This is a genomic window from Streptomyces sp. NBC_01276 (assembly GCF_041435355.1).
Classification (GTDB): domain Bacteria; phylum Actinomycetota; class Actinomycetes; order Streptomycetales; family Streptomycetaceae; genus Streptomyces.
In genome coordinates this window covers 7271350-7285374 of sequence record NZ_CP108442.1, presented here as the reverse complement: position 1 = coordinate 7285374, position 14025 = coordinate 7271350, and the positions used below count along the sequence as shown (strand labels likewise).

The window sequence follows — 14025 nt, the reverse complement described above, 5'->3', positions numbered from 1 at the left end:
CTCGATGGCACGGGACGGCTACCACCGCGTACGGGCGCGCGGCCGCACCCGGGGGCCCGGGGGGCGGATCACCGCCGGGGGCCTGGCGCTCGTCGCCCTGATGGCCGTGACCGGGTTCGCCGCCGCGCACGGCCCGGCCGTGGCCCTGGCGGCGGCCCTCGCGGCGGTGGCCGTCGCGGGATGGCGCACGCTGAACCGGGCCGCGCGCCCCGCTGCGCTGCGGATCACCCTGGCGGAGTTCGACGCCATGGGCCACGAGGAGTTCGAGTACGCGGTGCGCGACCTGCTGGTCCGGGACGGCTGGGGCGCACGGGGGGCCGCCGGGGTGATCGGCGAGGACGCGCGGCACGGCCGCATCCTGGTCCGCGCCCGGCACACCCGCGCGGGCGCCGCCGGAGCCACCGTCGGCACCTCGGTGATGGCCGAGGCGATGGGCGCGGCGGGTCCGGCGCACCGGGCCGACCACGCCCTGGTGGTCACCAACGGCGGCCTCACCCAGGACGCCAAGGCGTGGGGCGACCGGCACGGCGTGCGGTGGATCGACCGCGAGCTGCTGCGCCGCTGGGCGGAACAGGGAGCCCCGCTGACGGACCTGCTGCGCCTGCCGCCGGTCCCGCTGCACCCCCGCGAATGGCGGACCCTGCGCACCTAGCCTCATCGGCCCGGCCCGCCTCGGCCGACGTCATCGACCGGTGCGAGCGGTCGAGCGGCGGCCGCCCCTGCTCCCGCTCCGGCTGCCGGAGTTCCATAACCGTTGCTGCCGGGTGGCAGCGGAACCCTCTATGCGCCTCGACTTCCTCATCCGGAGGGCCGGCACCACGCCGCCTCTCCTCGCCGGCCCCATCCGGTCGGCGAGGTGGTCCCGAGGACACGGCGTAGTTCGACCGCCCGGACACTCCGCACCGCCCGGTGCGGGGTTGGTTGTCCGGTTATGGGTAGTCTTCCCGGGTCAGTGCGGAGTCTCGTCGGGGTGGGTCATGGGTCGTCAGTCAGGTGTGCGCGGCGCGGCGGTGGCAGTGGCGGCCGTGCTGCTCGGTATCAGCGGATGCGGTGGGCCGGGGTCCTCCGGGGACGGCAAGACCGGGGGTACGCCCGGACCGGGCCCGGCCACCGGCGCGACCGGGAGCGCGAGCTCCGCCCCGCCGGCGCCCTCGGGGGCCGCCGGACAGCCGGCCCCCGCGGACGTGCTGCCCGGGATGGTCAGCGCGGCCGTCGCCCGGACCCGGCTGGCGGCGCTGACGACGGGCAAGCCCGGCACGATGGCCGGGTACAGCCGGGACAAGTTCACGCACTGGGCGGAGCAGGGCAACAAGTGCGACACCCGCGAGGTGGTCCTCAAGCGGGACGGCACCGACGTCACGCAGGACGCCGAGTGCCGGGCCCTGACGGGCCGCTGGAAGAGCCTCTACGACGGGGCGACCGTCACCGAGGCCGCGAAGCTGGACATCGACCACATGGTGCCGCTCGCCGAGGCCTGGCGCTCGGGCGCCGCCGCCTGGGACGCGGCCCGGCGCAAGGCCTTCGCCAACGACCTGACACGGCCGCAGCTGCTGGCGGTCTCGGCGTCCTCCAACCGCTCCAAGGGCGACCAGAGCCCCGAGCTGTGGCAGCCGACGGACAAGTCGAGCTGGTGCCAGTACGGGCGCGCCTGGACCACCGTCAAGTCCCACTACGGGCTGACCGTCACCGACGGCGAGAGGGCCGTGCTCACCACCATGATCGACACCTGCGCCTCGTGACCGGGCCCGAACGCACCTGGCAGGACGAGGTCCTCGCCGGTCCCGGCGGGGCCATGACCGACGAGGTCGGGGTCATCACGGGCCCGCTCACGCTGCGGACGACCGGCGGGGCGGACGGCACGGTCGGGTTCGCGGTCCAGTACACGGACGCGGACGAGTGGTACACGCTGACCGGCAGCCCGGTGGCCCACGGCGATCCGCACGCCCTGCACACCGCCGCGCTGCGCGCCATCCGCGCCGGCGGCGGGGCCGGGGCGCCCGCCCCGCCCCGCTGACCGGCCGCCCCGGCGCGAACCCGATGGCCCGCGAACGGCCTGGCTGACAGACTGGGCGGACGTGATCACTCCAGGAGGCACACCGATGGCTGACGCACCACAGACCCCGCAGGCGGACGGGGCACAGACGGACGGGGCCGCGGCGGACGTCCCGCAGGACGAGTCCCCGGCCGACGAGGCCAAGCGCAAGTTCCGCGAGGCGCTGGCGCGCAACGCCGCGAGCGCCCAGTCCCAGCAGTCGCACCAGAGCCGCGCGAAGGTGCAGGGCTCCAGCGCCGGCGCCGGGGGCAAGAACAAGAAGGTCCGCCGCAAGACCGGCTGACGCCGGGGGCCGGACCCTTCCCCGGCCCCGGCAGGCTCGACCCGGGACCGTCGGGGAGCGCGCCGGGGGCCGCCTGGAGCCCCGGGCGGCCCCCGGCGGCCGGCCGGCCACGGCGCGAATCATTGGGCCGCATGGGTGATCGGCGATAACCCCTGGACGCGGGGGCAGTTGATCAGGACGTCCCGCCGGGGACAGCTCATGCGACAGAAGGATCCACCATGCTCAAGAAGTTCATGGCCACCGCCGCGGTCACCGCCTCCGTACTGGGCACGGGCGCCCTCGCGGCCTCCCCGGCGATGGCGATCGGGAACGACAACGGCGTGAACACCGTCAACGGCAACGGCGCCTCGCAGGTCTACGGCAACCAGGAGACCAAGGGCGCGATGAGCCCGCAGCTCAGCGCGGTCCAGGGTTCACTGAACAAGCTCTGCATCGGCCTGCCCGCGAAGGTCAACGTGCAGTCGGTCCTCGCCGCCCTCAACATCGGCGTCCAGGACATCAACGTCCTGTCCAACCCGCAGAACCAGCAGTGCGCCGAGAACTCCACCCAGGCCAAGGGCGACGAGTCGCTGTCGCACATCGTGGACAACATCCCGGTCCTGTCCGGCAACCTGTCCGCCGGCAGCTGACCCCAGCGGCATCCGGAACGGCGTGACGGACACGGTCGTCACGCCGTTCCCGCGTTTCCGGAGTCCCGCACCAACCCGGAAACCTTTGGTCTAGACCTTGACAGGTCCAGACCATCTTCGCTTCAGTGGCGGTAGCCGTCGCCCCCCACCCCCCGCGACGACTCCCCCCACCTCAGGAGCAGTTACGTGATACGCGCCCTACGCCGCCGTACCCTCTCCCTCGCCGCGGCCGCAGCCGTGACGCTCGGCCTCGCCGTCGCCCTGCCCGCCTCGCCCGCCGCCGCGGCCCCCGCCTGCGCCTCGGCCTGGGCTTCCTCCGCCGTCTACACGGGCGGCGCGAGCGCCTCGTACAACGGCCACAACTGGCAGGCGAAGTGGTGGACCCAGGGCGAGACTCCCGGGACCACCGGCCAGTGGGGCGTGTGGTCGGACCAGGGTGCCTGCGGGGGCGGCGGGGGCACGGACCCCGACCCCGGCACCGGCAACCCCTCCGGCTTCGTGGTCAGCGAGGCCCAGTTCAACCAGATGTTCCCGAACCGGAACCCGTTCTACACGTACAACGGCCTGGTCGCGGCCCTGTCCGCCTACCCCGGCTTCGCCAACACCGGTGACGACACGGTCAAGCGGCGCGAGGCGGCCGCCTTCCTCGCCAACGTCTCCCACGAGACGGGCGGGCTGGTGTACGTGGTGGAGCAGAACACCGCCAACTACCCGCACTACTGCGACGCCTCCCAGCCCTACGGCTGTCCCGCGGGCCAGGCCGCCTACTACGGGCGCGGCCCCATCCAGCTGAGCTGGAACTTCAACTACAAGGCGGCGGGCGACGCCCTGGGCATCAACCTCCTCGCCAACCCCTACCTGGTCGAGCAGGATCCGGCGGTCGCCATGAAGACGGCACTCTGGTACTGGAACACCCAGAACGGCCCCGGCACGATGACCGCCCACGCCGCCATGGTCAACGGAGCGGGCTTCGGCGAGACCATCCGCTCCATCAACGGGTCCCTGGAGTGCAACGGCGGCAACCCGGCGCAGGTGCAGAGCCGGGTGAGCAAGTACCAGAGCTTCACGCAGCTGCTGGGCGTCACCCCGGGCAACAACCTCGGCTGCTGACGCGGACCCCGCGGGCACCGGGCGGGTCGCGCCCCGGGGCGTGACCCGCTCAGTGCCCGCGCAGCGCGGTGGCCAGCTGGGCGCGGGAGCGGACGTCCAGTTTCTGGTAGATCCGGGTGAGGCGGGCCTCCACCGTCTTCACGCTCAGGAAGAGCTTCGCCGCGGCCTCCTGGTTGCTGGCTCCCCCGCCGACGAGCAGCGCCAGTCTGGCCTCCGCCTCGGTCAGGGCCGCCACCGCGGGGCGCGGGGCGGCGGTCTCGGCCGGGCTCTCGCGGGCGAGGCCGAGCCAGGGCTTGGCCCCGGCCCCCGCGAAGACCTCGGCCGCCGCCGACAGGGCGGCACGGGCGGGGGCCCGGCGCCGGCGCCGGCGTTCCACCCGGGCCAGCGCGAGGAGCGTGCGGCCCTGTTCCAGGGGCAGCCCGAGGGCCCCGAACCGCTGCGCGGTCAGCTCCAGCAGGGCGACGGCCGGTTCCGGTTCGCCCTGTGCCGAACGGCACAGGGCCCGGGCCCGGTCCAGGGCCGCGATCACCGTGGTCCGCCCCAGGGAGCGGGCCACGGGGGTGACCCGGTCGAGCAGTTCCCCGGCCCCGACGGGATCGTCGGCGGCGACCAGGGCCTCGGCGAGCTCCCCGTGCCAGCGCAGGACCGAGGGGTCCACCACCTGCTGGGCCTCCTCCAGCGCGGCGACCCGGCTCAACGTGGCGACGGCCTTCGCGGCCTCCCCGGTGGCCAGTTCGACGGTGCCGAGGGCGTACAGCGCCCGGGACAGGAAGACCTGGTCCTGTTCCTCCTCGGAGGCCTGGATGCCCCGGCGGGCGTATCCGGCGGCGCGGGCGAAGCTGCCGGCCGCGGCCTCGGCCGTCGCGGCGACGTACCAGGCCGGTCCGGGTGACAGGCCCGCCTCGATGGTCAGCTCCAGCGCGCGGCGGGCGTGCGCGGACCCGGCGACGCAGCGGCCGCGCCGCAGTTCCACCTCGGTGAGGCTGCGCAGCACCTCGAAGACGTCCTCGGCCGATCCGGTGCGCTGCACGGCGGGCAGCAGGACGAGGAGCTGACGGCGGGCGTCGGCGAGCCGGTCGTCGAAGAGGGCGTGGCGGACGGCCAGGTACTGGGGCGCGTTGCGCATCCCGAGGGGGACCTCGGGGGCGGGCAGGGAGAGGGCCTCGGCGAGGATGTCCTCCGCGTCGGGGTCCCCGAGGATGCGGCCCATGCGGGCCCGTACGGTCAGGGCCATGGCCTCGGCGACCTGGTCCCCGCCGGCCTTGGCGAGGGCGCCCGCCTCGGCGGCGGCGTCGCGGGAGCGCAGGGGGTCGCCGTCGCCGATGTTGTGCTTCCAGGCGATCCGCAGCAGGACGGCGGCCCGCAGCGAGGGGTCGCCCGCGGCGTCGGCCAGGGCGTGGGCGATGGTCTCGTCGGCGTCGGCGAGGGCCTGCCCGGCGGCGTCGATCACGGCGAGCCGGGCGCGCACCCGCTGGGCGGGCGAGGCGTCACGGGCGAGGACGGCGCGGGTGGCGCGGCGGGCGAGGTCGGCGCGGCCGGCCCAGCCGGCGTCCTCGGCGGCGGCGACGAGCCGGGCGAGTTCCTCGCGGGGCAGGGCGAGGGGGGTGCGTTCGGCGGCCAGCAGACCGAGTTCGGCGGCGAGGGCCCGCTGGCCCCTGCGCCGGCACGCGGCGGCCGCGTCGGTGATCCGGTCGGCGAGGTCCGCGTCGGGGGTGTCGACGGCCAGCGCGCGGTGGCGTACGGCCTGGACGGGGTCGTCGACGGCGGCGGCGAGGGCGGCGTGTCCGGCCGCGCGCTCCGGCCAGCCGGCGTCGGCGGCCAGGGCGGTCGGCAGGGCGCCGGCCGTGAAGGTGACGGCGCCGTCCTCCCCTACGGTGACCAGCGCGGCCCGTTCGGCCTCCGCGAGTTCCGCTTCGGCATCGGGGCGTCCGGCGCGGCGCAGCAGCGCGGTGGTGGGGCGGGCCGCGAGGGCGGCGAGGAGCAGGGTCCGCCGGGCGCGGGCGGGGGCTTCGGCGAGGAGCCGGCGGGCGACCTCGCGGGCCTGCCCGGAGACCGGCGGGGTGTCCGCGTGGTGGGCGGCGCCGCCCGGTCCGCCGCAGGCCTCCGCGAGGGAGTGCCCGAGGGCGAGGGCGAGCCGCGGGTTGCCCCCGCTGGCCTGGTGGACGCGGCCGGCGAGGCGGGCGGGCAGGCCGTGGCGGAGCAGGAGCTCGGCGACCTGGTCGGCACCGAGCGGGGGGACGCGGACGACGGGGGTGCCGGGGCCGCAGAGGGGTTCGGCGACGGGGGTGCCGCCCTGGACGCATTCGGCGACGAGGACCCGTACGCGGGGCGGGGTCAGGCGCAGGACGAAGCGGAGCAGGTCGGTGCTCTCGGCGTCGAGCCACTGGGCGTTGTCGAGGACGAGCAGGACCGGGCCCGGGACGGACAAGGTGCGCAGGACTTCGACGACGGCGAGGCGCAGGGCGACGTGGTCGCGGCCCGCTCCGGGGGCGTCGGCCTCGCGGCGGAGCAGGGCGATGGCGGTGCGCTGGGGCCCGGCGAGGCGTTCGAGGGCGGAGCGGGGGACGGAGGCGAGCAGGGTGGCGGCGGCTGCCTCGGGTATCGCCTGGTCGGCGGCTTCGGGGGCGAGCCGCAGGACGGTTTCGCGCCGGCCCGCGGCGGCGGCCGCGACGGCGCGCGCCACCTCGGTCTTGCCCGCTCCGGCGGGTCCGGTGAGCACGGCCCTGCCGTGCGTGGTCAGCGCACGGTGGACCGCCTCGATGAGTTCGCGTTGTCCGACGTTGGTGTGTCCCACCCCGGTGTCAGCGTGCCCCGTCGCCGCCACGCACAGCCACCAGCCTTTCGCGCCCCAGTTCTGTGCCTTTCCTGTGAGACGCGACAATACGAGGTCAGCCGCCGGACGGACCCGGATTGTGACGCAGAATTCAGTGGGTGGACAGGAAAGCACGGCGGGCCTGCCGGTACGGGAGGTACCGGCAGGCCCGCGTGCTGGGATTTGGTCCGTACCATCGGTCCGTCAGAACGGAGTTGGGGGGCTCCGTCGAGGACCTGGACCGGTCAGAAGCCGAGGCTCCAGGAGTCGATCTTGCCGGTGTCGCCGCCGGCGTTGTCGTTCACCCGCAGCTTCCAGGTGCCGTTCGCGACCTCGGAGGAGGCGTTGACGGTGTAGGTCTGGCTGATGTTGGCGGTGCCGCCGCCGGCCCGGTTGTGGAGCGTGTAGACGGAGCCGTCGGGGGCGACCAGGTCGACCTTGAGATCACCGATGTAGGTGTGCACGATGTTCACGCCGACCTTGAGGGTGGCCGGGGCGTTGCCGGTCACTCCGGAGACGGTGATCGGGCTCTCCACGGTGGTGTTGTCACCGATGGCGACGTCCGCGGTGTTCTCGAACGCCGGGGTGGCGGGGGTGGACGTCACGGCGTTCACGGTCGCGGCCGCGTCCGCGAGGCCGGCGCCGCAGCCGCCGGTGCAGGTGCCGGCGAGCGGACGGGCGTTGGCCTTGATGGCCGCCTCGACCTGGGCCGGGGTCAGCGACGGCTTGGCGGCGACGAGCAGCGCGGCGAGGCCCGCGACGTGCGGGGCGGCCATGCTGGTGCCCTGGTACGGCTTGTAGATCTCGGCGCCCGGCGTGGTGGTGCCGGCGTTGAGGGAGGAGAGGATGCCGTTCTCGGGGGTGGTGACGGTGCCGGGCGTGTCGGTGGCGCGGCGGGTCTCACCGCCCGGGGCGGCGACGTCGATGATCGCGCCGAAGTTGGAGTAGAAGGAGCGGTCGCCGGTGCGGTTGGTGGCGGCGACGTTGATCACGTTGTTGCAGCTGGAGGGGGAGAACCCGGCCGCGTCCGCGTTGCTGTTGCCTGCGGCGACCACGACGGTGGTGCCGCGGGCGACGGCCGCGTTGATGGCGTTCTGGTAGGTGGCGGTGCAGGCGCCGGAGCCGCCGAGGCTCATGTTGATGACCTTGGCGGGGGTGGCGTTCGCCGGGACGCCGGCGACGGAGCCGCCCGACGCCCAGGTGATGGCGTCGACGATGTCCGAGGTGGCGCCGCCGCACTTGCCGAGCACGCGGACCGGCTGGATCTTGGCGTTGTAGGCGATGCCCGCGACGCCCTTGGCGTTGTTGGCGGCCGCGGCGATGGTGCCCGCGACGTGGGTGCCGTGCCAGGAGGAGTCGCTGGCCTTGGAGCCGGTGCCGCACTCGCCCGCGGCGCTCCAGTCACCCTGGTCGGCGGGGTTGTTGTCGCGGCCGTTGCCGTCGCGGGCGGCCGTCGAGCTGCTGATGAAGTCGTAGCCCGCGACGATGTTGGGCGCCACGTCGGAGTGGGCGACGTAGCCGGTGTCGATCACGGCGACGGTGACGCCGGACCCGGTGGTCTTGTCCCAGGCGGCGGGCACGTTCATGCCGGCGGTGGGCTCGAAGAGGTCCCACTGCTTGGCGTACTCGGTGTCGTCGGGGGTGCTCATCGCGTAGGCGCGGGAGTCCGGCTCGACGTAGGCGACGTCGGGGTCGGCACGGAACTGGGCCATCACGTCGGCCGCTTCGGCGGGGGCGACGGATCCACCGAGGTTGACGAGGGCGGCTCCGGTGCCGAGGCGGCGGTCGAACTTCGCCTTCTTGCCGGCCTTCTTGCCCTTGGCCGCGGCGTCGTCGGCTGCGGCGGTGTTGGAGCTGGCCTCGGAGGCGGTGGACTTGTATCCGACGATCAGGTTCTCGACCGGGGCGGCGGCGGGCGCGGCGGGGGCCGCGGCGGCCGGGAGGGTGCGGGCCGGGTCGTTCCCCCCGGTCACGGCCACGGAGGCGGTGGCGGAGCCCGCCAGCAGGGTGACGGAGATGGCCGCCACGGATATGAGCCGACGTCTGGATGCGTGCACGGTGTTCCCCTTCGCGGGCCGGTTCCGGGCAGGCCGGAGCGGCCGGTCGGTGCAGTGTGGGAGGTGATCGGCGGCCGCGGCGCCGGGGGCGGGCTGGTCAGGCCCGCTCCGGCCGCCGCCGCACGCCGCGTCGTCCGGCCGCGACGGTGGGACCGGACAACTGCGTACCCGCGATCCGCGCGTCCGCGTAGGGCTTCACACCATGTGGGGTTGGTGCGGGGGCCGTTCGGGATGCGGAAGATCGCCGGTGGGCAGACAGTAGGCAACGCGGGGGTGAACCCGATACGGGGAAAACCCTTGTCCGGACCCTGTCGGCCCCCCCTCCCCCGCCCCGTCCCCTCCCCCGCCGCGCCCCGGGGACGCCGCGGGTCACCTGGGGTTGAGCCTGCGGAAGTGGGTCCAGCTGGTCTCGTTCGGCTCGGTCCACTTCTCGGGGGCGCGGGCGAACTCGGGGTGGCGGGCCGCGATGTACGCGCGGGTGCGCTCGGGCACCTCGGCGTAGGAGCCGAGTTTCACGCCGCGGCAGTGGAAGGTGAGGCCGCCGGGGCGTTGTCCCTGCTCCATCCAGGGCAGCCAGGGCGACTGGCGGGTCCAGGACATGGTGGCGGGCACGCTCGGGGCGTCGCCCGCGAGGGCGGCGGCGGGGGTGAAGAACTGGAAGAGTTCCAGGGCCCGGTAGGTGTCGTCGGCGGAGTTCAGCGGGTAGTCGGCCACGGGCAGCGGGGAGGGGTAGGAGAGGGGGATCTCCAGGCTGAAGCAGACCTGGTCGCCGAGTTCGGTCCGGGGGACGGGGAAGGGCCGCCACCTCTGGTTGGCCGGGTCGTTCCAGACGTGGACGACGGTCTTGCCCTGCCAGGTCTCGAGGATCTCGCGCGTGCCCGGGTCGAGGTAGAAGGCCGCCTCCCGGGAGAGCATGCGGTATCCGCCGGCCCCGCCGTCCTCGGCGTTCTCGGTCTCCAGGCGTGCGACGTTGACGCCCTCGAAGCCGAAGAGGCGGCGGTAGGGCTCGCCGGGGGCCCAGGAATGGACGTCGCCGGACCACCAGTAGGTGACCTCCTCGCCGTCGAGGGAGACGCGGGTGCGGGCCAGGGAGTGCAGGAGCTCTTCCGGTGTCATACGGCAAACTCTGCGCGGCCCGGGTGCGGCCCGACAAGGACCGGACGGGCCAACTCACCGGGGCCCCGGTGCCCGTGGGGCGCGGGACGGAGGGCGGCTCCGGGGCACGGACCGCTCCGCGCCGGGGAGGGGCCGGCGCCCTGAGCCGCGATGCCGTACGACCCGTACGAGCCGCGGCGCCGGCCCTCGTAGGGATGCCCGGTTGACGGCCGTGCCGGGCACCGGCAACCGTGACCGCCATGGGCAACGAACACCGACTGCTGGCGCTGCTCGTCTGCCTGGTGCTGGGCACCGGGCTGACGGCCGCCGTGCTGGGCGCCACCCGGGCGGCCGGATCCCGTCAGACCTCCGTGGCGGGCGCCACCGTGGACATACGCGAGGTCGCACCCGGCCCGCGGGGGCCCGCCCCGGCCGGGGCCGCGGGCTCGCCCGGCTCGGTGACGGTGGACTGCGGGCGCAACGAGGAGGGCCACTGGAACGAGGACAACCTCGTGGTCTCGCCGGGACTGCGGGCGGGCGCCCACCACACCCACGCCTACGTGGGGAACCTCTCCACGGACGCCCTGTCGACCGACGCCTCGCTCGCCGGGGCCGCCACGAGCTGCGCGGGCGGCGACCGCTCCACCTACTACTGGCCGGTGCTGCGCCGGGTGGACCGCCCGGGGAGCGGGGCGCACGAACACTCGGCCGGGCACGGCAACACCGGGGAGATCCTGCCCGAGGCCTCCGTGACCGTGGAGTTCCGCGGCAGCCCGGTGAGCAAGGTGGTTCCGATGCCCCGGTTCCTGCGCGCGATGACCGGCGACGCCGTCGCGTACACGGCGGGGGCGCGCGCCGACGTCCGGGCCCGCTGGGGCTGTTCGGGGTTCCCCGACCGGTCCACCACCGACTACCCGCGCTGCCCGGCCGGCTCCCTGGTCACCCGTACGCTCGTCTTCCCCAGCTGCTGGAACGGGCTGGACACCACCGCCCCCGACCACCGCTCCCACCTGCTGTTCCCCTCCCCGGGGGGCGTGTGCCCGCAGGGCACCTTCCCGGTGCCCGAGCTGCGCCTGTCGCTGGCCTACGCGGTGGCCCCGGGCGTGCCGATCGCGCTGGATTCCTTCCCGGAGCAGCGGCACAGCCCGCGGACCGACCACGCGATGTTCGTCGACGTGATGACGGACGCGCAGATGGACGCGGTCGTCGCCTGCCTCAACGAGGGACGGGACTGCCGGACCTGAGTGACGTACGTCACGTGAACCGGACGTGCGCCCGGGGCGTGTTCCGACCGCACCAGGTAACACCAGGCGGACGGAGAGGGTGAGATGGCCGGACCACTGTGGCCCCGCACTCGGCGGGGCTCGACCGACGAGGCACTGATCAGGTCGGTCTACGAGGAGCACGGCAACGCCCTGCTCGCGTACGCCACCCGGCTGACCGGGGACCGGGCCGCCGCCGAGGACGTCGTGCAGGAGACGCTGATCCGGGCCTGGAGGCATTCCGAGGTCCTGGTCAACGGGAAGGGCTCGGTGCGCGGCTGGCTGCTCACGGTGGCCCGCAACATCATCACGGACCGGTACCGCGCCAAGGCCGCCCGGCCGCCGGAGGTCTCCGGTGCTGCGGCCGCTCCCCCGGTCGAGGGGGACCACGCGGACGCGGTGGTGGACACCATGACGGTGCTCGGCGCGCTGGACCGGCTGACGCCGGAACACCGGGACGTGCTGACGGAGTTGTACTACCGCGAGCGCAGTGTGGCCGAGACCGCAGACCGCCTCGGCATTCCCGCCGGTACGGTCAAATCCCGCTCGCACTACGCGCTCAAGGCCCTGCGCGAGGTGTTCGCGGACGGCACCGGGGACGGCGCCGGGAACAGACGATCAGGCCGGCCGCCCCAGCAGCCCGGCGGACTGCGGGAGGTGGTGGCGTGAACCGGCAGCGGCACGAGGAGGAACTGCTCGGCCCTTACGTGCTCGGTGTCCTGGACGAGGACGACGTACGGCGTGTCGAGGAGCACGTCGGCGATTGTGTGCGGTGCCGTGAGGAGGTGGCCGCGTTGCGCGAGATGGAGGGCGTACTGGGCGAGGTGCCCGAGGAGGCGTTCCTCGAAGGGCCTCCGCAGGGCGGCGATCTGCTGCTCCAGCGGACCCTGCGGCAGGTGCGCGGGGAGCGGGCGGCCTCCGCGCGGCGCCGGGTGGGGCTGGCGGGTCTTGCCGTGGCGGCGTCGCTCGCGGCCGTGTTCTGGGCCGGAACGCAGCTGGGCGGGGACCGGGAGCAGGTCGGGGCGCTGCCCCCGCCGCCGTCCCCGACCGCGTCGGCGGTGCCCTCGGCGCCCGTACCGGGGACCAGGGTGGCCTCCGCGACGGACCGGGGCACCGGGGCGCGGATGAACGTGCAGGTGACGCCCGCGGCGAAGTGGGTGCGGGTGCACGCGGCGGTGACCGGGATCCCGGCGGGCGAGCGGTGCCGGCTGGTGGTGGTCGCCAAGGACGGTACGCGCTCCACCGCGGGCGGCTGGGTCGTGGGCACGGCCGAGCACGGTGAGGGCAAGGGGGCGTCGCTGGACGGCTCCGCGGCCGTGGACCCGGCGAACGTCAGGGAGGTCCTGGTGGAGAACGAGTCCGGCCGGACGTTCGTGTCCGTCCCGGTGTAGCGGGGGCACGCCCGGGAAGCGGGCCTTCGGGCCCGCCGTGCCGGGGTCCGGGAGCATCGCCCGCTCCCGGACCCCGGTCCCGCGTCACCGCGCCGATTCCGCCGGTCCGCTCACCGCTCCTCGGTGCGGCGGGCCGTTCACGGGTTGTGGAAGCGGGCTTCGGGCGCTTCGGCGGAGGGTCCGTCGAGGGCCGGGGCGGGCCGTCCCTTGAGGTGGAGGTCCAGGAAGGCCGTCACGTAGCGCCGGGTCAGCTCGACGGCGCGGGATCCGGCGAGGGGGGCCTCGGGGTGGGGCAGGCCGAGCTGGTCCCGCAGGGCCGGGAAGTCGGTCGCTCCGAAGTGGTCGGTGCCGTCGAGGGTGATCCAGCGCTTCCAGCCGTCGAAGTGCGGCCACGGGCCGGACCAGCTGCCGGGGGCGTCCCCGGGCACGCTGGCGGCGGAGCCCAGCAGCATGAAGGGCCGGCCGCCGATGCCCGCCGCCGGGTAGGGCTCGGGCAGGGTGCCGTCCATGTCGATGCCCGCGCGGATCCGCGGGTCGGCTGCCATCGCGGGCAGGGCCGTGGCTCCGCCGATGGAGTGGCCGGCCATGGCGATGCGGGACGGATCGATGAGATCCGCGTTCTTCCAGGCCGGATGACGCCCGGTCAGGCGGTCGAGCAGGAAGGAGGTGTCGCGGGCGCGGACCTCGGTGACGGCCTCGCGGCCGCCGGGGCCCTGGGTCTGGTCGCAGGCCAGGCAGGTGAGGATGCGGCCGCCCGGGAAGGCGGTGGCGGCGCTCTCGTACGCGTGGTCGACGGCGGCCACCACGTAGCCGCGGGAGGCGATCTCCTCGGCGAGGGAGCTGAGGGTGGCGCGCGGGACGGTGAAGCCGGGCGAGAGGACGACGAGCGGGTAGCGGCCCCGGACGGGCCGGGCGTCGGTGCGGGCGTGCGCCCGGGTGGCGGCGAAGACCGCCGGGTCGATGACCTTGTCCAGGTCCCTGTCGGCGAGGATCAGGCGGGCTTCCTCGGTGCTCAGGTACGGCGCGGGTGCGCGCCCGGTGCCGCGCTGCGCCGGATAGCGCAGGGTGACCATCAGCTCGCGTGGCCCGGAGTGGGCCCAGGGATCGGTCCGGCTGCGGTCGACCAGGTGGAGGTCCTCCTGGCCGACCGCGAACCGGCCGGTGGCCGACGGCAGTTCGAGCGCCGCGCGCTGGGCTTCCGAAGCGGCCGGTGCCGCCTGCGCGGCGGAGGCGGCTGTGATCGGGAGCGGCAGCAGCAGGGCTAACAGGGCGGCGGCGGCCGCGGTGCGGCGGCGTGTGGTGTTCATGACGCCGAATCTAGTCCGCGGCCGGT

13 protein-coding genes are annotated in these 14025 nt (G+C 74.9%); 9 read left to right on the top strand and 4 right to left on the bottom strand.

Annotated elements, in window-relative coordinates:
• Positions 1 to 4: 4 nt before the first annotated feature.
• The 6 genes from OG295_RS32790 to OG295_RS32765 all read left to right on the top strand — a co-directional run bounded on the left by OG295_RS32790 (position 5) and on the right by OG295_RS32765 (position 4075).
• Entirely contained in the window at positions 5 to 652 is a 648-nt protein-coding gene (locus tag OG295_RS32790; RefSeq protein WP_371680248.1) for a restriction endonuclease, read from the top strand.
• Between the two features lie 325 nt (positions 653 to 977).
• Positions 978 to 1739, top strand: a complete 762-nt coding sequence (locus OG295_RS32785; RefSeq protein ID WP_371680247.1) for a DUF1524 domain-containing protein — start codon at positions 978 to 980, stop codon at positions 1737 to 1739.
• Positions 1736 to 2014 (top strand): hypothetical protein, encoded by a 279-nt coding sequence (locus tag OG295_RS32780; protein ID WP_371680246.1) that lies wholly within the window; start codon positions 1736 to 1738, stop codon positions 2012 to 2014. Before OG295_RS32785 ends, OG295_RS32780 begins: the two co-directional genes overlap by 4 nt.
• A gap of 85 nt (positions 2015 to 2099) precedes the next feature.
• Positions 2100 to 2336, top strand: a complete 237-nt coding sequence (locus tag OG295_RS32775) for a DUF5302 domain-containing protein (protein ID WP_266836631.1) — start codon at positions 2100 to 2102, stop codon at positions 2334 to 2336.
• 218 nt (positions 2337 to 2554) lie between these two features.
• The gene (locus OG295_RS32770; protein WP_371680245.1) at positions 2555 to 2965 is read left to right on the top strand and encodes a rodlin; all 411 of its coding nucleotides are present in this window, start codon (positions 2555 to 2557) and stop codon (positions 2963 to 2965) included.
• Positions 2966 to 3151: 186 nt separating this feature from the next.
• Positions 3152 to 4075: a glycoside hydrolase family 19 protein gene (locus tag OG295_RS32765; protein ID WP_371680244.1), complete on the top strand. Its 924-nt coding sequence runs from the start codon at positions 3152 to 3154 to the stop codon at positions 4073 to 4075.
• Between the two features lie 49 nt (positions 4076 to 4124).
• Here OG295_RS32765 and OG295_RS32760 read toward each other — a convergent pair whose 3' ends face one another.
• From OG295_RS32760 to OG295_RS32750, 3 genes are all read right to left on the bottom strand, one after another.
• A complete protein-coding gene (locus OG295_RS32760; protein ID WP_371680243.1) occupies positions 4125 to 6869 on the bottom strand; it encodes an AAA family ATPase in 2745 nt (914 codons plus the stop codon).
• A 263-nt stretch (positions 6870 to 7132) separates the two neighbouring features.
• Complete coding sequence (locus OG295_RS32755) at positions 7133 to 8944, bottom strand: S8 family serine peptidase (RefSeq protein ID WP_371680242.1); 1812 nt, start codon at positions 8942 to 8944, stop codon at positions 7133 to 7135.
• Positions 8945 to 9313: 369 nt separating this feature from the next.
• Entirely contained in the window at positions 9314 to 10060 is a 747-nt protein-coding gene (locus OG295_RS32750) for a DUF1838 family protein (RefSeq protein WP_371680241.1), read from the bottom strand.
• Positions 10061 to 10299: 239 nt separating this feature from the next.
• On the opposite strand from OG295_RS32750, the gene OG295_RS32745 reads away from it, so the two are divergent.
• From OG295_RS32745 to OG295_RS32735, 3 genes are all read left to right on the top strand, one after another.
• On the top strand, positions 10300 to 11283 hold the full coding sequence (locus OG295_RS32745; RefSeq protein WP_371680240.1) for a DUF1996 domain-containing protein: 984 nt from the start codon (positions 10300 to 10302) through the stop codon (positions 11281 to 11283).
• An 84-nt stretch (positions 11284 to 11367) separates the two neighbouring features.
• A complete protein-coding gene (locus OG295_RS32740; RefSeq protein WP_371680239.1) occupies positions 11368 to 11970 on the top strand; it encodes a sigma-70 family RNA polymerase sigma factor in 603 nt (200 codons plus the stop codon).
• Positions 11967 to 12692, top strand: a complete 726-nt coding sequence (locus tag OG295_RS32735; RefSeq protein ID WP_371680238.1) for an anti-sigma factor — start codon at positions 11967 to 11969, stop codon at positions 12690 to 12692. Before OG295_RS32740 ends, OG295_RS32735 begins: the two co-directional genes overlap by 4 nt.
• Before the next feature lie 137 nt (positions 12693 to 12829).
• On the opposite strand, the gene OG295_RS32730 is transcribed toward OG295_RS32735, so the two are convergent.
• Positions 12830 to 13999: an alpha/beta hydrolase family protein gene (locus OG295_RS32730; RefSeq protein ID WP_371680237.1), complete on the bottom strand. Its 1170-nt coding sequence runs from the start codon at positions 13997 to 13999 to the stop codon at positions 12830 to 12832.
• Positions 14000 to 14025 lie beyond the last annotated feature (26 nt).